Here is a 20,307-nt window from a genome sequence, read left to right as displayed (position 1 = left end):
TTCTTTTTCTATAGAATTTCTTTCAAAGCCTTTATGAATCCCATGTTATCACCTTCCTGGCCAGTTGTAACTCTCAGATATGTTGGCATACCGAATATATCACCTGGTCTTACAATTATGCCTTTTAAAAGTAGTTTTTTAAACACTTCAACAGCATCTTTCTTTACATCTACCATGACAAAATTTCCATATGACTTTATATAAGGAAGCCCCATTTCTTCAAAGCTTTTATAGAAAAATTCAAGAGACTTTTTATTAAGATCTTTCGCCTTTTTTACATGATCTTCATCGTCAAGGGCAACAGAAGCTGCAATCTGTGCCAAGTGATTTACATTAAAAGGTGGTCTTATTCTGTTTAATTTTTCAATGATTTCCTCTGATGCTATTGCATACCCAATTCTTAAAGCAGCAAGACCATAGATTTTTGAGAATGTTTGAAGAACTATGAGATTTTCAAATTCATTGAGCCACTCTTTGGCATCTGGGTATTCTGGATCATCAATGTATTCTTTATAAGCCTGGTCAACAACAACTGCAATGTGTGAAGGTACTGATTTTATAAAGTCATATAACTCCTTTCTTTTAACAATTGTACCAGTTGGATTGTTTGGATTGCAAATCCATATTAGCTTTGTTCTTTCATTTATATTGTTGTAGAAAGCTTGCAAATCATGGGTAAAATCTTTTAATGGAAGTTCAATTGGTACACCGCCCATCGCTTTTGTTACTGTTTCGTATCTGGGGAAAGAGGGTTTTGCCATTATTGCGTTGTCTCCTGGGTTTATAAACACAGCAGCAATAAATTGAGTGATTTCATCAGAACCTGCTCCCAGAAGTATCTGCGATGGTTTTATACCTAACTTTTTTGAAAGCTTGAGTTTTAATTCTGTACAATTTCCGTCTGGGTATATACCAAGTTCATCTAAGTTTTGCATCAACGATTTTTTTACATTTTCAGATGGTCCTAAAGGATTTTCATTTGAAGCAAGTTTAATTACTTTATCAAGACCAAGTTCTCTTTTTACCTCTGATATGGGTTTGCCAGGGATATAAGGCGAAATTGTATTAATTACTTCTCTGAACAAATTAACACACCCCTAACTTGCGATTTTCAATAATTTTATTATCAACTCTTAGGACTTGTCAAGAAAAAAGTGATGAATATAAAAAAATATTGAGTTAGCTTGTCAAAGATATTTGTAAATTAGTTATAAATTTTTAGATTCATTAGGGATTAAAAAAGTCAATTTTGTGGGGGAAAAATATAAAATTTTTCAGGGTTACATTACTACAATTTATAGTTATAATTTATTTCAGATTCACAATTTTTAAAGTCTTTTTTAGACGTAGAAACGTCAAAATAAACAGTGAGGAGGGTTTAGTATGTCAAAAAAATTAAAATCATTTGCGTGGTTTATTTGTTTTGTGTTTATTTTTTCAACCCTTATTACGTTTCCAAGTTTAAAATCTGATTCTGTGAAAGCGGCTTCAAGCAGTCAACAGGTGAAAGTATTGACATTTTTCTATGGAGATTCAAATGCAGATCCCCATCCAGACCTATTTAGTACTCCTATTGGTAAAGAAATTACAAAACTTACAGGTGTAAAGCTCAAAATCGAATACTTAGCAGGTCAGGATGAAGCAACAAAGATTGGTCTTATGTTGGCATCTGGTGATTTGCCAGATTTGATTCATGGTCATCAGGAGCATGGAAAATTGATTGAAGCAGGTGTTTTGGTACCACTCGATAACTATATTCAAAAATACGGAAAATATTGTAAACAAATTTATACTGAAAAGGACTTTAAAAGACTAAGACAGAAAGATGGAAAAATTTATTTCTTGTCTCCTTACAGAAACGAAATAACACCAGACTTAAAACCAGATGGGTTCTGGCTCCCAATTGATCTTCTTGAAAAAGCAAAATGGCCAAAAGTAAGATATTGGGAGGATTATCAGCAACTTATAAGAGATTATGTAAAGAAAAATCCAACTATTGATGGCAAACCCACTATAGGATTTACGTTTATAACAGAAAGCTGGAGATTCTTTACATTAGAAAATCCACCATCATATCTTATGGGATATCAAAATGACGGCGATGTAATAGTTGACCCCAAGACATATGAAGCCAAGGTATATTCTACAATGGAAGGTTCAAGAAGATACTATAAAGATTTGAATAAGATGTGGAAAGAAGGGCTTATTGACAAAGAAGTGTTCGTTCAAAACTATGACACATATCTTTCCAAGATTGCTCAGGGTAGAGTTGTAGGCTTTTATGACCAATGGTGGCAATTTGGATATGATGCAGAAGCTTCACTGAAGAATGCAAAGAAATACAATAGAATGCATATATCCTTCCCGGTTGTCTACAAAGGTGTTCAAAGAGCAAGATATCTTATGATTCAGCCAATTGGCGCAAGAGATGGTATTAGCATAACAAAGAAGTGTAAAGACCCTGTCACAGCATTTAAGTTCTTGGATACTCTCTGCTCTTTAGAAGCTCAGAAACTCATGTACTGGGGAATAAAAGGTGTTGATTATAGTGTAGACAAAAATGGAAAAATGTACCTAACAGATAAACAGAAAAGGCAAAGAGAAGACCCTGTTTATAGAAAGAAGCAAGGTCTTGGATACTGGTGGGTATTCCCACATGCATACTTGAAACTCCAAGATGGAAATTATAGAGAACCAGGGTTTGACCCAGAGTATGTGTACAAGAACTTCTCACCAGCTGAAAAGAAGGTTCTCGATGCATATAAAGCTAAATACTTTATGCAACCTCCATTTACAGATCCTCCACTTGAAACACCTTACGGGTTTGCATGGGAGATTAATATTCCAGCTGATAAACCTCAAGTTACAATTGCTCAACAGAAGATGAGCGAGGTACGAAGAAAATATCTGCCTCAACTTGTAATGGCAAAGACAGATGCAGATTTTGACAGAATATGGAATGAATTTGTTAAGGCATTTGAAAAGACAAATTACAAAGTATATGAGCAGTTCAAGACAGAGATGATTCGCTGGAGAGTAAAGAATTGGAACTAAACTTGGAGTAAATTGTAGTATATTTTATAGGGAAGGCCTCCTATTATAGTTTTAGAGGTCTTCCCTATAAATTTTTGTAGTCTAAAAAATAATACCAACAAAGGAGGAGATTTCTTGTGGACTTATCTAAATTTGATGTAAAAAAATTCTGGGAAGAAAATGATTTTTGTCGGTTTAATTTTAACAAAAAGACAAGAATTCCTATCCATTTTTGGCTTGACGACCATTTTTTGTTTGAGCTCATTGGTCCTTTTTCAACAGTTGATTACTATTCTAATAAGCTATACAGGCTTAAAATTCACAAAAAAGCTAATGACATATTAGAAAAAGAACTTGGGAGAAGATTTTATTCAGAAGAAGAATTTGATCCTCCAGAACCGATAAGATTTGAGGTTGTAATGGGAAGTAGAGTGGTGATATCAGAAGGTGGAACACCTTGGCTGGAGCCGGCAATAGAAAATTTAGATGATGTAAAAAGTTATATAGAAAAAATAGAAAAGATTGATATAAAAAAAGTGGTTACACCTGAACTTTTAAAAGCAAAAGAAGATTACGAGAATCTAACTGGCAAGAAACTAAGATGGGGGCATATGACAAGAGGTCCTGCTACAATTGCAACAAGTTTATTAGGTACCACAAATCTTTGTATGCTTCTGATGGATGAACCAGAGCTAATGGATGAGTTTTTTAAGATATTAAAAGAAAAACTTGTGGAGTATATAAAGAATTTAAGAAGTTATTGTGAAGTTGAATATGACGGAATTGCAATTAACGATGATAACTGTTTTTTATTTTCGCCCAAGTTATATGAAAGATATTGTGCACCTATTTTGGAAAGTTTGTTTAGAAATTTTGCACCAAGAAAAGAAGATGTTCGCTATCAACACTCAGATAGTAATATGCAGCATCTAATTCCAATTTTAAACGACCTTGGTGTGAATAGTGTTAATTTTGGACCTGAAATTCACCCTGCCACAATAAGAAAACTTATGCCAAATGCGTTGATTTATGGGCAGATGCCACCATTTATATTAAGAAATGGGACTACAGAAAAAATCATTGAGTATGTAAAAAGGGATATGCAAGTTTTAAAAGATGATGGAAACTTTATCGAAACACCAGCGGGTTCTGTTGCCTCAGGCACCCCTCTTGAAAATATAAAATTATACATGTGGGCAGTTCAAGAATTTGGGAAAATATAAATTTTTGATATATCAATTTTATGGGGGAAATATGTTAGATTTTAAGGGTTGTTTTTATCTAAATACTATGTAAAATGAACAGTAGAGGATGATAATTGTTCATCCTTGATAAAAATTAGAAGAGAGGAGGCGTATCAATTTGAAATTTTTAAGAAAAATTTCGTTTTTTGTGGTATTCGTATTTACCATCTCAGCCATTCTTGGTGGAGTAGCACCTGTGACTTCACAAAAGGCTGAAGGTGCATCAAAAAAGGTTGTAACTTTTACAATGTTTAGTGCAGATGCAACAGTGCAATATCACCCAGATATCTTCAGTACTGCTATTGGTCAAGAAATTACAAAAAGAACTGGCGTAAGATTAAAAATCGAACATTTTGTAGGAATGGACCAGGCAACAAAAATATCACTTATGCTCGCATCTGGAGATTTACCAGACCTTGTCTACGGTAGCGGCGAACACAAACAGTTTATTCAGAACAAAGCTTTAGTGCCTCTTGATAACTACATTCAAAAATACGGTCAGTGGACGAAGAAGGCTTACTCTCAAGCAGATTTAAGAAAACTTCGCCAAGCTGATGGACATATCTATTTCTTGAGCTACACAAGAGGTGAAGTTTCACCAAGCGCAAGTGGTGAAGGTTTATATGTAATGATTGACATGTTACAAAAGAATAACTGGCCAAGATTAAAGTACTGGGAAGATTTGGTGCCAATGATAAGAAATTATGTCAAGAAATATCCAAAGTATAAAGGTATGCCTGTAATAGGTATGTCAGCAATTACAGAAGGTGCAAGATTCTATGTAATTCAAGACCCTGCAACAGGTCTCAATGGCCTTATAGCAGATACTGTCCAAGTTGATCCAAAAACATATAAAGCAAGCTATGACCCAGCAGGAATAGGAATGTACAAAGCATATAAGGCGTTAAATGCTCTTTGGAATGAAGGTTTGTTTGATAAAGAAGCATTTGTTCAGACATATGACCAGTGGGCTGCAAAAGTTGCTCAAGGTAGAGTTGTAACAAGCTGGGGAAGGTCATGGCACTTTAACACAGCGTTCAATACACTCCGAAAGAATGGCGAAGATGATAGAATCCTTGTTCCATTTGGCATTGTATTTAAAGGTGTTAAAAAATCAAGATATGTAATGCTTCAATCAATTGGTACAAGAGATGGCATAAGTATTACAAAGAAGTGTAAAGATCCTGTAAGAGCATTTCAGTTCTTAGACCAAATGCTCAATCCAGATATTCAAAAACTAATGTTCTGGGGTATTAAAGGAAGAGACTATCTTGTTGACAATAAAGGCAAGATGTACAGAACTCAAGCTATGATTGATAAAGCAAGAGATCCGGTTTACCAGAAACAAGAAGGGCTTGGTTACTGGAACATCTGGCCAAGATGGCAGCTTAAGCTTCCAGATGGAAATTATGTGAAACCTGAACTTGATCCAGACATTGCATATATGCAATGGGCACCAGCACAAAAGAAAGTGCTCGAAGCATACAAAGCAAAGACATTTGTTGAGCCACCATTTGCTGATGAACCTGAATGTCCACCTTGGGGATATGCATGGGAGATTAATGTTCCACCTGAAAAGCAAAAAGAAATCCAGGTTCCACTTAACATTGCTAATGACCTTGCAAGGAAATATATACCAATGCTTATAATGGCTCCAAAGGGCAAATATGATGAGATATGGAACAAATATAAAGCAGAGGTTAGAGCAAAGATTAACACAAAACCGATTGAAGAGTTCTATACACAGGAAATGAGACAAAGAATGGCTGATTGGTACGGGATAAAAGTTAAGTAATGTTTCTAAGACCTCAAAGGGAAGAGGTGAAACCCTCTTCCCTTATATAAAATTTCTAAATTGTTAAATTCTCATTATAATGGGTACTTATCTTGTAGAAGTAAAGTTTTAAAAGGAGGTAATTGCATTGGATGCAGTATACTACAATGAGTCGAAGAAAACATTCTGGCAAAAAGTAAAAGATCAGAAAGAACTTGTTTTTATGATATTTCCATTTGTCTTGTATGTGATTTTGTTTCACTATATACCGCTTTGGTGGTGGGTTATTGCATTTAAAGAATACAGGCCATTCCAAGGTGTTTGGGGCTCTGAGTGGGTAGGGTTACAACAATTTAAAGATTTGTTTAGCGACTCTGGTTTTTGGCTTGCAATGAGAAACACAATTGTAATTAGTTTTCTTAAACTTATTACTTCATTTGCGGCAGCTATTTTACTTGCACTTATGCTAAATGAAGTTAAGAACATGTTGTTCAAAAGAACTATCCAAACTATATCATATCTTCCGCACTTTGTTTCGTGGGTTGTTGCTGCAAGTATAGTTATAAGCGTTTTATCGCCCGAATCTGGAATACTTAATCAGATTTTAATGTCTCTTAAGATTATTAAACAGCCAATTGTTTGGATGGGTGAAGGACATTATTTCTGGTGGATATTGGCTCTTTCAAACGTTTGGAAAGAAACAGGATGGAACGCTATAGTATATTTGGCCGCAATGACAAGTATAGATCCTGAACTTTACGATGCTGCGAGCGTGGATGGTTGTGGAAGACTACAGAAAATAAGATATGTAACCTTACCAGGAATTGCACCAACAATTAGTATGCTTCTTATTCTTAACGTTGGTTGGCTTTTGAATGCTGGTTTTGAACAGGTTCTTTTACTCAGAAACCCACTTGTTCAGGATTATTCTCAAATTCTTGACACATATGTTCTTGACTATGGTATTACAATGTACAGATATTCATATGCTACAGCTGCTGGTATGTTCAAGAGTGTTGTGAGTATCTTACTTGTTTTGTTTGCGAATAAAGTTGCTGCTAAGTTGAATGCATCAACTGTTGTATAGAAAGCTTATTTGTTAAGGAGGGAAAATTCAAAATGTTTAGAAAAAAAACAGCCGAGGACATTATAGTTGACTTGGTTGTTTATATAAGTTTGATTTTTGTTGGTATTGTAACTTTATATCCATTTTTAAACGTCTTAGCTGTTTCATTCAACGATGCACTTGATACAGTTCGAGGAGGAATTTATATCTGGCCAAGAAAATGGACTTTAAAAAACTATGAAATTATTGTTAGCAATCCACAAATTTATAATGCAGCGTTAGTGTCTGTTGCAAGAACAGTTCTTGGTACAGTGCTGGGTATTATTTGTACAATGTTTGTTGCTTATCCTCTTTCAAGAAAAGATTTTGTATTAAGACGTCCATTTTCTGCAATAATGGTTCTAACAATGTATTTTGGAGCAGGTTTAATTCCAACCTACTTGTTGTATAGGTCGCTCGGACTTTTAAACACATTTTGGGTTTATATTGTACCGGCTCTTTTGGGAATGTTTAATGTTGTTGTGGTCAGAAGCTATATAGAATCTTTGCCATCAAGTTTGATAGAATCTGCTAAGATTGATGGTGCAAGCGAATTTAGAATTTTGTGGCAAATAATTTTCCCGCTTACTTTACCAGCAGTTGCGACAATAGCCCTGTTTATAGGAGTTGGACATTGGAATTCGTGGTTTGACGTGTATATCTTTAATTCTCAAAGACCAGACCTGAGTACTCTTCAGTATGAGCTTCAAAAAATTCTGGCATCTGTGAGTATGCAGGTTGGAAGAAATCCTGACTATCAAATGGGAGCAATGGCTGAAACTCAGCAGGTTACTCCAAATTCGGTAAGAGCAAGTATGACAATAGTTGCAACAGCTCCGATTATTATGGTATACCCATTCTTGCAGAGATATTTTGTAAAAGGTCTTACTCTTGGCAGTGTTAAAGGTGAGTAATTGTGATATTTTTGGAGTGGGTGATTCTCGCCCACTTTGATTTATTTTTTCTGAGTAAATAAAATACAGTTAACCTTTATATGCATTGTGATATAATTAAAATTAAGAGTTATAACATTTGTGGTGGAATGAAGTGTTAAGAAAATTATTAAAATTTTCGAAAGAAAGAATAGTTGAAAGGTTAGATAGTCTTTCTGTTCGGAAGAAATTGTTACTTGTATACATTTTGTGTGTTTTAATTCCCACGATAGTAAGTCATTTTATATTTACAATTTTCATTATAAAAAATCTCCAACAACAGAAGATTGCTCAAATAAAAAGTGCTTTTAACATCTTGAGTACTAATATAAAAAAAGTAATTGATGAGGCAATACTATATTCAAATACTTTGTACACCGATGATTTACTTAACGATATGCTTGATATTGATTACCAAGGTATGGATGATTTTTATTCTAATTATGTTCAGTATCTGAGAAATAGAATATATCAGGGTAGAAATGTGTATTCAAATATTGCTCGTGTAACGATATACACAAATAATCCCACGATTTTGAACAGTGATGGTTATAGAAAGCTAAATATAAAAGAGGTTAAAGAATGGTATGATAAGGTAGTTAATAATCTGCAAGGGATAGTTATAATACCGACCAGCGATAATGGAGTAAATGGAGAAGAAGGATATGTGTCACTTATAAGAAATCTTAATCAATATGAGCAAAGAAGTACTTCTACAGGAAACAATAGTAAGTACACGAAAATAGCAAAAATTGATATTTATCTTTCAAGCTTTTTTAATTCCATAAATTTTGAGGTGTTTGGTGGAGAGATTTACTTAATAGACAGCAGCAACAGAGTAATTGCAGCTCATACATACAATAATTTAATCTTTACAAAACCTTTTGTAAAGTTTGATAAAAGTAAATTTGTACCGGAAGGTTCATACGTGTTTATAGATAATTTGGATATAAATCTTTTGAATGGATGGAAACTTGTTGGAGTATTTTCACGTTCGTATATGATGGGAGAAATATACAGAGCTATTGAGTTTATATTACTTATATCGCTTTTGAGCTTGATATTTGCAACCTTTTTAATAAGGCTTATAACCTCTTCGCTTTCAAATAGATTAGAACTTTTGGAAAGGCATATAAGAAAAGTTAAAAAGCAAAGATTTGAGATTTTGACATGCAGAGAAGGGAACGATGAGATAGGTAATCTGATAAGAGAGTTTAACAATATGACAGTAAGACTTAAAGAGCTAATAGAAAAGGAAATGCTTTCTGAGATTCAAAAGAAGACACTTGAAGTTGAGAAAAAGCAGGCAGAGATAAACGCGCTGCAGAGCCAGATAAACCCACATTTTCTTTTCAATACACTGGATTCAATAAGAATGCGTTCTGTTTTGAAGAACGAACTTGAAACAGCTGAAATTATTAAATATCTAACAAGGACTTTGAGAAGGCTTATTTATTGGGGCAATGATATAACCACAGTTCAAGAAGAAATCAATTTTGTAGAGGATTTTCTGAAAATACAACAATACAGATTTGGTGAAAAGTTGACATATGAAATTTTTGTAGAAGAGGATGCTAAAAATTGTTTGATTCCTAAGATGACTATCCAGCCGCTTGTTGAAAATGCATGTATACATGGTATAGAGGAAAAAGAAGATAGTGGCAGGGTAATAGTTAAAGTAAAAAAAGAGGGTATAAATTTAGTAATAGAAGTTGCTGACAATGGGATAGGAATGGACGAGAAAAAGCTTGAAGAGCTTTATACTAATCTTAACAATCCGCTATATGACAAAAGTATAGGGCTTAAAAATGTTTACAGAAGATTAATGCTGTACTACAACGACAATGCTAAATTTTACATTGAAAGTTCCATCAATAAAGGTACGAAGGTTGTCATTAAACTTCCTTTAGAATTGCCAGCATTTGTTCATAGAATATAGTGAGGGTGTGTAACAATGATTAAAATTCTTTTGGTTGAAGATGAAATATTTATGAGAAAAGGTATAATTAAACTTATTGATTGGGAAAGTCTTGGATTTGAAATTGCATATGAAGCGGGAAACGGGCAGGAAGCCCTTGATATTCTCAAAAGTAAGAAAGTAGATATAATAATAACAGATATAAAAATGCCAGTAATGGATGGAATTGAACTGATAAAAAGAGTCTCCGAGAATTTTGAAAACAAACCAGCAATAATAATTATCAGTGGATACAATGAGTTTGAATTTGCAAAGGCAGCTATAAAGTATGGTGTAAATGATTATCTATTAAAACCTATAGATGAGAATGAGCTTATTCAAACCTTAGAGAGGATAAAAATGAGGATATCAAGCGAAAAAGAAGACTACAAGAAGAAGGAATTGTTTGAATATGTAAGAAGGAACTCAGCTTTTATGAAAGTTCTTGAGGTACAAAATGATGATTATCTTGTAAATAGTAGTGAAAATGGTATAAAAAAATATCTTGGAATTTCAAAACAGGAAGCTTTTCAATATGAAGATGATTTGACAGTTTATGAGAAATTAATGGAAACAGAAAAAAGTATAAATGCTAATTATTTGGCTAAAGGTGTTGAGATTAAGTGTTATTGGGATAGTTACTTTAATTTGATTTTTTTAATAAACACCTTTCAAGGATATAAGAAAAATATTGTAATTAGACAGGCTTTTGAGGAAATAAGGAGATTATTAAATTTGCAAACAATTATTATACAAGAATATGTATCTAATCAGAAGATATATATGTTGTATAAACAGCTTCTGAAAAAATTTAATTTTGCTCAATTTTATGAAAAAAGTGGCGTAATTGAAGCGTCCGAGATAGGAGAATTTGAACATTACCTTGAGGATAAGAAACTTTCAAAAGAATTAATTAAACTTATTGAAGAAAAACTATTTGATGATGTTAAAATAAAGCTGTCAAGATTTTTTGATGAATGTCAGAACAACAAAGTATCACCAGAAGTAATAAAAGGTTATATTCTCTTTGCTGTGCTTGAAGTTATAGATTACTTTGAATTGTACCAGCTCTTCGAAACTGATAATATAAAATTTATATTTAGAGCAGACATACAAAAAACCAAGTTTATTTCTAAAGTTATGGAAATTTTAGACCAGATAATAAGTTGTATTGAGCAGAATTTAAAATTTAATGGTTCAAGTTTTATGAAAAAAATAGAGTTGTTTATAAAAGAGAACTACAATAAAGATTTAACAATAAAAAGTATTGCTCAGCAGTTTTTTATCAACCCTATATATTTAGGCAGGATGTTCAAAAAACATTTTAACATGCCATTTAATAAATATTTACATTTTGTACGTATTGAAAATGCAAAAAGGCTGCTATTGACAACTGATAAAAAGATTTATGAAATAGCAAAAGAAGTAGGCTATAGCGATCCAGACTATTTTTCATTAAAATTTGAAGAGTATGTAGGAAAAAGTCCATCTAAATTCAGAAATTCTATATCTGTAAATAATGGTTAACTTTCTATCTCTTATTTAGAAATCGTTTTCTAAACTCTATGGAAGGAAGTGATTTGTTATGATTTTGTCAAAAAATAGCAAACAAAAATATTCTATGTGTTGGCTTTCTTATAAACCAATAGATGAAATAGAATATATTAGAGAGTTTGAAAGATATTTGGATAAGATAGTATTGCTTGAGAATAATATATATTTTCAGAATGCTGGAAATGAATTAAGGAGAGCTTTAGAAGTACTTTTTGGAACTGATCTGAGGCTCAGCAATTGCATAGATGCTAATATGGGCAGTGGAATCATTTTAGGTAAAGTGACAGATGAAAGACTCAACAATTTTATAACTGATGATGAAAAAAAAGAAGTGAGTGAGGAAGGATTTTTGATAAAAGTTATAAATAAAAATAAGGGAAGATACATTATTGTTGCATCCAAAGGCGAGAAAGGAATAATATATGGAATATTTCATTTAATAAACAAGATAAGGCTTAAAACAAGATTAAAAGAACTCAACTGTATAGAAAAGCCAAAAGCCCCATTACGAATCATTAATCATTGGGATAATATAGATGGAACTATCGAGAGAGGGTATGCAGGCAAATCTATATTTTTTGCTAATGGTAGAATAAAGCGTGATTATAAACGTATATTAGATTATGCAAGACTTCTTGCTTCAATTAGAATAAACGGTGTTGTGATAAATAATGTCAATGTAAGGGATAAAGCCATATGGTTAATTACGCCAAAATATTTAAATGAACTATCAAAAATAGCAGAAATATTTAGACTCTATGGAATTAAACTTTACCTTAGCATAAACTTTGCAAGCCCTATCTACATAGGAGGTCTTGACACTGCAGACCCACTTGACAAAAACGTTCAAAAATGGTGGAAAGATGCTGTAAAAACTATTTACAGCTACATACCAGACTTTGGTGGATTTTTGGTAAAAGCCGATTCTGAGTTCAATCCAGGACCTTATGTATACGGTAGAACGCACGCAGATGGGGCAAACATGCTTGCAGAAGCACTTTTGCCATATGGAGGAGTTGTCATCTGGCGTGCATTTGTTTACAACTGCCTGCAGGATTGGAGGGATACAAAGACAGACAGAGCAAAGGCTGCATATGACAACTTTAAACCTCTTGATGGGAAGTTTTCTGAAAATGTCATTTTACAAATAAAGTATGGTCCGATGGATTTTCAGGTAAGGGAACCTGTGTCGCCTCTTTTTGGCGCTATGGAGAAGACAAACCAGATGATGGAGTTTCAAATAACACAAGAATATACGGGGCAGCAAATTCATCTTTGCTACTTAGGAACGCTATGGAAAGAGATTTTAGAGTTTGACACATATTGCAAAGGAAAAGGTTCATACGTAAAGAGAATAGTGGATGGAAGTCTGTTTGGAATGAGATATGCAGGATTCGCAGGTGTTTCGAACATTGGTGATAGCATCAACTGGACAGGTCATGACCTTGCTCAGGCGAATCTGTGGACGTTTGGAAAACTTGCGTGGGACCCAGATAAAAAGATTGAAGATATAGCAAGAGAGTGGACCATTTTAACATTTGGAGACGACAAAAAAGTGGTTGACAACATTTTATGGATGCTTCTTAATTCTCACACAATCTACGAAAAATATACAACTCCGCTTGGGCTTGGCTGGATGGTAAATCCAGGTCATCACTATGGTCCAAACCCAGAAGGGTATGAGTATTCAAAGTGGGGAACGTATCACCGGGCAGACACAAAAGCAATTGGAGTTGACAGAACATCAAGAGGGACAGGTTACACATTGCAGTATCATAAGTTCTGGCGGGAAATATTCGATGATATAAATAAATGTCCTGAAGAACTTCTTCTATTTTTCCACAGAGTGCCATATGATTTTAGGCTGAAGAATGGAAAGACGCTCCTGCAGTTTATGTATGACTCTCACTTTGAGGGTGTTGAGATGGTAGATGAACTTATAAAAAAATGGGAGGATCTGAGAGGAAAGATTGATGATGAAGTTTTCAATAGAGTATATGAGAGATTAAAGATGCAAAAAGAGCATGCAATAGAATGGAGAGATGTTATCAACACATATTTTTATAGAAAGACAGGAATACCTGATGAAAAGGGAAGAGTAATATATCCATAAAATAAAATAGATTTTAAAAGAAAGCGAGGTTTAGAAATTGAGATGTTTGAGCTGAAGAAAAAATATATATCAAAGCAAGATTCATGGCAAAAAGCCAATATTGTGTTGCCTCAATTTGACATTGAAAAAATAGAAAGTGCTACTTACCAAAATCCTGTATGGCTTCATTTTGGAGCAGGGAATATTTTCAGAGGCTACATTGCAGCAATTGTACAGGATTTAATTGAAAGAGGAGAAATGAACAATGGAGTAATTGCAGCAGAGCTTTTTGACTATGAGATAATAGACAGGATATACAGACCTTATGATAATCTTTGCTTGATTGTGACGTCTGATGCAAAAGGCAATTTAGAAAAAAGAGTGATTGCAAGCATTACAGAAGGGCTAAAGTGTGATAAAAGCTTTGAAGCAGACTGGCAAAGACTTTGGAGAATTTTTGAAAGTCCAACTCTTCAGCTTGTAACCTTCACAATAACAGAAAAGGGATACAACCTGTTTGACCTCAAAGGTGATTATTTACCTGAAGTAAAAGAGGATATAGAAAATGGGCCGCAAAGTCCAAAAAGTTCAATGGGCAAGGTAGCAGCCCTGGCATATGTTCGATATAAAAGCGGCAGAAAGCCAGTTGCATATGTGAGTCTTGACAATTGTTCTAGAAATGGTGAAAAGCTGCAAAATTCAATAGTTCAGATAGCAAAAGAGTGGGCAAAAAGAGGTTTTGTTGAAGATGATTTTGTTGAATACTTGAACGATTCTTCTTTGGTAAGTTTCCCATGGAGCATGATAGACAAGATTGTTCCAAGACCTTCAGAGAGAATAAAAGAGCTTTTAGAGAAAGATGGACTTAAGAATATGGATATTATTTGTACGTCGAAAAATACATACATTGCGCCGTTTGTCAATACAGAGAAAGCTCAGTACCTTGTGATAGAAGATAGTTTTCCAAATGGAAGACCGCCACTGGAAAGAGTAGGAGTATTTATGACAGATAGAAAGACAGTAGAGGATTCTGAGCGGATGAAGGTTCAGACGTGTCTAAATCCTCTTCACACGGCTTTAGCTATATTTGGCTGTCTGCTTGGGTATAAGACAATTTATGAAGAGGTAAAAGATGAGCATTTAAAAAAGCTTATCGAAAAGATAGGGTACGATGAAGGATTGAAGGTTGTAATTGATCCAAAAATAATAAATCCGAGGGAGTATATAAGGGAAGTGATAGAAGAAAGATTCCCAAATCCGTATATACCTGATACACCGCAAAGGATTGCAACAGACACATCACAAAAGATGCCAATTAGGTTTGGAGAGACTATAAAAGCATATTTAGAAAGCCCGGATTTAGATGTAAAAAGCCTCAGATACATCCCTCTTGTAATAGCAGGGTGGCTGAGGTATTTAATGTGCATTGATGATGAAGGGAGAGCTTTTGAGCCAAGCCCAGATCCACTTATACTTGAGCTTAAAAAACATCTTGAGGGCATAGAGCTTGGCAGGGAGTATAAAGATTTAGAAGAAAAGCTAAGACCAATTCTAACTAATGAGGTTATTTTCAGGGTTGACTTATTTGAAGTGGGACTATCTCAGAGGGTAGTGGAATATTTTAAAGAGATGATACAAGGCATTGGAGCTGTGAGAAGAACATTGCAAAAGTATGTAAATTAAAAGATTTTAAAAAAGAAAGGGGCTTGAAAAATGGGTTTTAAGATGACATTTAGATGGTTTGGGCCAAAGGATGACAACATTCCTCTTGAGTATATACGTCAGATTCCAGGTATATATGGTGTTGTGACAGCCATATTTGATATCCCAGTTGGAGAGGTGTGGCCGGAAGACAGAATTTTTGAGCTAAAAAAAATGGTAGAAGATGCAGGTCTTAAATTTGAGGTAATAGAGAGTGTAAATGTCCATGAGGACATAAAACTTGGTCTTCCAAGTCGAGATAGGTACATAGAAAACTATAAACAGACCATAAGGAACTTAGCAAAAGCAGGAGTAAAGGTAATATGCTATAACTTTATGCCTGTATTTGACTGGCTGAGGACAGACCTTGCAAAAAAGCTTCCTGATGGTTCTGAGGTGATGGAATACAATCATGAGATGCTAAAGAATCTGACACCAGATGAACTTGTAAAAAGCATGGAAAAAGGTTCACAAGGATTTTCTCTTCCTGGGTGGGAAAGCTACAGGTTAAAACAGCTGCAAAGTTTATTTGAGATGTACAAGGATATTGATGAGAATAAGCTTTTACAAAATCTTATTTACTTTTTGGAGAATATAATTCCTGTGTGTGAACAATGTGATGTTAAAATGGCAATACACCCAGATGATCCACCTTGGTCACTTTTTGGTCTCCCAAGGGTTGTAACAAACAAGGAAAATATAGAAAAGTTTTTAAAAGCGGTTGACAGTCCGTACAATGGGTTGACTTTGTGCACAGGGTCACTTGGAGCAAACAGGGAAAACAACATTCCGGAGCTTATAAAGTATTTTGGCAAGATGGGAAGAATACATTTTATGCATGTGAGAAATATAAGATTTACAGGTGAGAGGTCTTTTTACGAAACATCCCACCTGTCGACAGATGGTTCATTTGACATGTTTGAGATTATGAAGGCTATATACGATATAGGATTTGAAGGTTATTTGCGACCTGACCATGGAAGGATGATTTGGGGCGAAAAAGGAAGACCTGGTTATGGACTTTATGATAGAGCCCTTGGCATTGCGTATTTGAACGGGCTGTGGGAGGCAATTGACAAGATGTCAAGAAATGAGAAAAAGTGGTAAGTAAAAAAAGGAAGATTTCTCCCGAAAACCGCCTGCTGGGGCTGGGAGGCTTTGATATGGCGGACTATAAATACCCCAGCCATCTTGAGCCGCTACTTTTCTGAAATGGCTCAAGATGTTCTTGAGTTTCAAAAATGCAGAAGATAAATTTGGACAGGTCATGGGAATATATTGAGCTTGGTTTTGTAAATGTATTAAACTTAACAAGTTCAGAATATGAGTGGAAAAAGGTGAATCTGCCACATGATGCTGTAATTGAGAAGGAAAGAAATAAGACTAATCCCTCAGGTGCTGGTGAAGGGTACACTGCGGGATGCAGTTTGTATTACAAAAAGGAATTGTTCTTGAATGAGCAATGGAAGGGCAAAAACTTAATACTTGAGTTTGAAGGAATCATGGGTATAGCCGAGGTTTTTGTAAATGGTAGATTAGTTGCAAAACACTTCAATGGATACACAAGTTTTCTAATTGATATAACAAAGCATGTAAAGTTTGGTGATAAGAACATTATTATTGTGCGTGTAGAAAATACTCATAAGCCAAGCTCAAGATGGTACGCAGGTTGTGGCATATACAGACATGTGTGGCTACACATTGGTGGCAAGGTGTATATAAAACCATGGCATTTGCATGTTCAAACCAGAGCAATTGAAAATGAAACTGCAAAGTTAGAAGTAAGAGCTGTTGTCACCAACAGTGTCAATGAAAAAGTTCAAGGAGTAATAAAATTTGATGTATTTTCAAAAGATGAGAAACTAATGCTCAGCAGTGAAGAGAAGTTTTTGATTGATGAAAGTGAAGAAAAGATAATTGCCAAATCCTTAGTACTAAAACCATTTAAATATTGGGATATAGAAGACCCATATCTTTATAAAATTCAAGCAACTATTATTTGCAATAAAAGTATTGAAGATAGTGCTTATACATTATTTGGCATTCGAACAATTACGGCTAATTCAAAGGAAGGATTTAAATTAAATGGTAAGCCATTAAAATTAAAAGGTGGCTGTATTCATCATGACAACGGACCACTTGGAAGTGCGAGTTATGACAGAGCAGAAGAGAGAAAAGTAGAACTTTTAAAAGCTTCTGGATTCAATGCAGTAAGACTTGCTCATAATCCATTTGCTCCAGCTTTTTTGGATGCATGTGATAGATTGGGAATGTTTGTGATAGAAGAATTTTTTGATGTATGGCATGCTGGCAAGGTTAGCTTTGACTACCATCTATTTTTTGACAAGTACTGGGAAGAAGATTTGGAGTCCACCATAATGAGGGACTATAATCATCCTTCGATAATAATGTGGTCAATAGGAAACGAGATTACATGGGGAGTTGGAGTTGATGTTGACGATGATAGTAGCTACTCAATATACACTTGGTGTGAACGATTAGCCAAAAAGGTAAAAAGTTTGGATCAATCAAGACTTGTAACAGCGGCACTGTGCGCAATTCCGGATGATTATAAAAGGCTTTTTGCTATAATTGAAGAAGGTAACTATGTAATTAGAATGCTAAAACAAGAAGCAGATATTATTGAAGATAAATGGGGCGAGTTTTCAGAGAAGTTTTCAAGATTTCTGGATGTAGTGGGTTATAATTATAAAGTAGATAGATATATATACGATAGGTATAAATATCCTGACCGAGTAATCTGTGGTACAGAAACTTATCCATATACTCTTTTTAAAAACTGGAAACAAACAATAGAAAATTCAAATGTTATAGGTGATTTTGTGTGGACGGCCATTGATTATTTGGGCGAAGCAGGTCTTGGTAGGGTAAGTATTGAAGCAGATGACCTTAAATCTTTCTGCGGGTCTTATCCATGGTTTTTAGCAAATTGTGGGGATATTGATATCTGTGGTGAAAAACGTCCTCAATCGTATTATAGAGATGTTGTTTGGGGAAATAGAAAAGACCCTTATATTGTAATACTTCCACCGCAAGTTTATGGCAAAAAACTATATTTTAAACCTTGGGCATGGGAGCCAGTTGAACGAAGCTACACTTTTCCTGGATGTGAGGGAATGAAAGTAGCGATACATGTCTATGCAAATGCAGATGAGGTTGAGCTGTTTGTAAACGGCAGAAGTTTGGGAAGAAGAGAAGCAGGGATTAATACTCAGTTCAAAACGGTTTATGACACAATTTATGAACCTGGAGTGGTGGAAGCAATAGCGTTTAAAGATGGTAAAGAGATTGGCAGGGACAGATTAGAAACAACAGGTGAGCCTATAGCCTTAAGATTGGTGCCTGATAGAGAAGTTATATCCTCTTCTTACGGCGATTTGTGCTATATAAAAATAATGGCAGTAGATAGAAAGGGAAGAGAGGTTGTTTTCGCAGATAACACAATAGTTGTAGAAGTTGAAGGTGTTGGCGAACTTGTTGCATTAGGAAGTAGCAATCCATTATCAACAGAACCATTTGTTAGCCGAGAGAGAAAGCTCTATAAGGGGCGAGCATTGGCTATAGTAAAGAGTATTGGCAAAAAAGGAGAATTTAAATTGAAAGCTTGGGCAGAAGGATTGGATGATGCACAAGTTTTTGTAAAATGCATTTAACTAGATTTAATTATCAATTTTTTTATTTAGTTAAATGGATATTTTGGGCATAATTGCCTTTTAACAAAAAGTATTGCTCAATAATCGAGTTATATGATAAAATTAGAAACAATAAATTAATTAGGAGTTGTAAAAAGAAATAAAATAAATGGCTAAATGCCCACGAAGGGCTGAAGTAAACAGCTTTTCGTGGGCTTTTTATTTTTTACAAATAAATTTAAAAAAGGAGGAGATGTACAAATGCACATTCCTGATGGCTATTTAAGTCCGCAAACTTGTGCTACATTTTATGCTGCATCTACAGCAGCAGTTGGTTTTGCATTTGCAAAGTTTAAAAAATCAGTTGATGAAAAGACTTTCGTTAATCTTTCAGTGGCATCGGCATTTACATTTATTGTTATGATGTTTAACTTTCCGGTAGTGGGAGGAAGTTCTGCTCATATTACTGGAATACCGCTTATAACTTATCTGTTCGGGCCGTTTGCTTCAATCATAGCATCTACAGTGGTCCTGATAATTCAAGCTCTTTTGTTCAGAGATGGAGGAATTTTAGCACTTGGAACAAATGTGTTTAATATGGCTATTGCTATTCCGCTGGTTACCATTTTTGTCGACAGCCTTTTAAAAATTGCTAACCTCAAGAATGAAAAGGTGAGAATGTTTATAAGCACATACATTTCAACAAATGTGGCTGCGCTTTTGACAGCAGTTGAGCTTGGACTTCAACCAATTTTATTCACAAAAGCAGGAAAACCGTTGTATTTTATGTACGACTTAAAAACAACTATTCCTGCTATGATGGTCCCACACCTTTTGATGGTAGGAGTGGTTGAAGCAGTTTTGACAGTTTTGCTGTATTCACCTTTAAAAAATTTTGCTAAAATAAAAAAGTAATTTAAAAGGGGTGGCTTATTCTATGAAAAGGGGCGTTAGTAAAAACTTTAAAACGATATTAATAATTCTGTTTGCCCTTGCTATTTTGACCCCGCTTGGGCTTTTAACACAAAACCCGGCGTTTGGCGAGTGGACTGAAGAAGAAATAAAGAAAATGCTGGGGTTTGTGCCTGAGGGATTAAAGAGGTATGCTGAGATTTATAAATTTGACCTTTTTGATGGCTATTCAGTTAAGTTTATTCACAACCAGTATATTGGCTATATTTTATCAGCACTTATAGGAATAGGGGTTATATTCGCCATATTTTTCTTATTAAAACATTTGATGACTGAAAGGAAGTAAGATG

At 34.6% G+C, this 20,307-nt stretch carries 14 protein-coding genes; 13 read left to right on the top strand and 1 reads right to left on the bottom strand.

Annotated elements, in window-relative coordinates; all coding sequences use genetic code 11:
• Positions 1–8: 8 nt before the first annotated feature.
• Positions 9–1,085, bottom strand: a complete 1,077-nt coding sequence (gene hisC / locus CaldiYA01_RS08120) for a histidinol-phosphate transaminase (RefSeq protein ID WP_207178577.1) — start codon at positions 1,083–1,085, stop codon at positions 9–11.
• Positions 1,086–1,383: 298 nt separating this feature from the next.
• On the opposite strand from hisC, the gene CaldiYA01_RS08115 reads away from it, so the two are divergent.
• From CaldiYA01_RS08115 to CaldiYA01_RS08055, 13 genes are all read left to right on the top strand, one after another.
• Complete coding sequence (locus CaldiYA01_RS08115; RefSeq protein ID WP_207178575.1) at positions 1,384–3,054, top strand: ABC transporter substrate-binding protein; 1,671 nt, start codon at positions 1,384–1,386, stop codon at positions 3,052–3,054.
• 116 nt (positions 3,055–3,170) lie between these two features.
• Positions 3,171–4,256: a uroporphyrinogen decarboxylase family protein gene (locus CaldiYA01_RS08110; protein WP_207178573.1), complete on the top strand. Its 1,086-nt coding sequence runs from the start codon at positions 3,171–3,173 to the stop codon at positions 4,254–4,256.
• A gap of 139 nt (positions 4,257–4,395) precedes the next feature.
• Complete coding sequence (locus CaldiYA01_RS08105) at positions 4,396–6,072, top strand: ABC transporter substrate-binding protein (protein WP_207178571.1); 1,677 nt, start codon at positions 4,396–4,398, stop codon at positions 6,070–6,072.
• A 127-nt stretch (positions 6,073–6,199) separates the two neighbouring features.
• On the top strand, positions 6,200–7,138 hold the full coding sequence (locus CaldiYA01_RS08100; protein ID WP_207178569.1) for an ABC transporter permease: 939 nt from the start codon (positions 6,200–6,202) through the stop codon (positions 7,136–7,138).
• Between the two features lie 32 nt (positions 7,139–7,170).
• Entirely contained in the window at positions 7,171–8,070 is a 900-nt protein-coding gene (locus CaldiYA01_RS08095; protein ID WP_207178567.1) for a carbohydrate ABC transporter permease, read from the top strand.
• Between the two features lie 118 nt (positions 8,071–8,188).
• Positions 8,189–10,027 carry a sensor histidine kinase gene (locus CaldiYA01_RS08090; protein ID WP_207178565.1) on the top strand — a complete coding sequence of 613 codons (1,839 nt, stop codon included), beginning with the start codon at positions 8,189–8,191 and terminating at the stop codon, positions 10,025–10,027.
• A gap of 15 nt (positions 10,028–10,042) precedes the next feature.
• The gene (locus CaldiYA01_RS08085) at positions 10,043–11,572 is read left to right on the top strand and encodes a response regulator transcription factor (RefSeq protein WP_207178563.1); all 1,530 of its coding nucleotides are present in this window, start codon (positions 10,043–10,045) and stop codon (positions 11,570–11,572) included.
• Positions 11,573–11,630: 58 nt separating this feature from the next.
• Positions 11,631–13,712: an alpha-glucuronidase family glycosyl hydrolase gene (locus tag CaldiYA01_RS08080; RefSeq protein ID WP_207178561.1), complete on the top strand. Its 2,082-nt coding sequence runs from the start codon at positions 11,631–11,633 to the stop codon at positions 13,710–13,712.
• A 42-nt stretch (positions 13,713–13,754) separates the two neighbouring features.
• Positions 13,755–15,374 carry a mannitol dehydrogenase family protein gene (locus CaldiYA01_RS08075; RefSeq protein WP_207178559.1) on the top strand — a complete coding sequence of 540 codons (1,620 nt, stop codon included), beginning with the start codon at positions 13,755–13,757 and terminating at the stop codon, positions 15,372–15,374.
• 30 nt (positions 15,375–15,404) lie between these two features.
• Complete coding sequence (uxuA, locus tag CaldiYA01_RS08070; protein ID WP_207178557.1) at positions 15,405–16,499, top strand: mannonate dehydratase; 1,095 nt, start codon at positions 15,405–15,407, stop codon at positions 16,497–16,499.
• Between the two features lie 134 nt (positions 16,500–16,633).
• A complete protein-coding gene (locus CaldiYA01_RS08065) occupies positions 16,634–19,066 on the top strand; it encodes a glycoside hydrolase family 2 TIM barrel-domain containing protein (protein ID WP_207178555.1) in 2,433 nt (810 codons plus the stop codon).
• Between the two features lie 240 nt (positions 19,067–19,306).
• Complete coding sequence (locus CaldiYA01_RS08060) at positions 19,307–19,960, top strand: energy-coupling factor ABC transporter permease (protein ID WP_207178553.1); 654 nt, start codon at positions 19,307–19,309, stop codon at positions 19,958–19,960.
• Between the two features lie 22 nt (positions 19,961–19,982).
• On the top strand, positions 19,983–20,303 hold the full coding sequence (locus CaldiYA01_RS08055; RefSeq protein ID WP_207178551.1) for a PDGLE domain-containing protein: 321 nt from the start codon (positions 19,983–19,985) through the stop codon (positions 20,301–20,303).
• Positions 20,304–20,307 lie beyond the last annotated feature (4 nt).

The organism is Caldicellulosiruptor diazotrophicus, from assembly GCF_017347585.1.
GTDB classification, from domain to species: Bacteria; Bacillota; Thermoanaerobacteria; order Caldicellulosiruptorales; family Caldicellulosiruptoraceae; genus Caldicellulosiruptor; species Caldicellulosiruptor diazotrophicus.
Note: the sequence above shows the minus strand (reverse complement) of the source record. Positions and strands in the feature narration are given on the sequence as shown.

Excerpts from the sequence above, each read along its gene's own strand:
- CaldiYA01_RS08060 (WP_207178553.1), top strand. The coding sequence starts at position 19,307 with ATGCACATTCCTGATGGCTATTTAAGTCCGCAAACTTGTGCTACATTT.
- CaldiYA01_RS08065 (WP_207178555.1), top strand. The coding sequence starts at position 16,634 with ATGCAGAAGATAAATTTGGACAGGTCATGGGAATATATTGAGCTTGGT.
- CaldiYA01_RS08075 (WP_207178559.1), top strand. The coding sequence starts at position 13,755 with ATGTTTGAGCTGAAGAAAAAATATATATCAAAGCAAGATTCATGGCAA.
- CaldiYA01_RS08055 (WP_207178551.1), top strand. The coding sequence starts at position 19,983 with ATGAAAAGGGGCGTTAGTAAAAACTTTAAAACGATATTAATAATTCTG.
- CaldiYA01_RS08095 (WP_207178567.1), top strand. The coding sequence starts at position 7,171 with ATGTTTAGAAAAAAAACAGCCGAGGACATTATAGTTGACTTGGTTGTT.
- uxuA (WP_207178557.1), top strand. The coding sequence starts at position 15,405 with ATGGGTTTTAAGATGACATTTAGATGGTTTGGGCCAAAGGATGACAAC.
- CaldiYA01_RS08085 (WP_207178563.1), top strand. The coding sequence starts at position 10,043 with ATGATTAAAATTCTTTTGGTTGAAGATGAAATATTTATGAGAAAAGGT.
- CaldiYA01_RS08080 (WP_207178561.1), top strand. The coding sequence starts at position 11,631 with ATGATTTTGTCAAAAAATAGCAAACAAAAATATTCTATGTGTTGGCTT.
- CaldiYA01_RS08115 (WP_207178575.1), top strand. The coding sequence starts at position 1,384 with ATGTCAAAAAAATTAAAATCATTTGCGTGGTTTATTTGTTTTGTGTTT.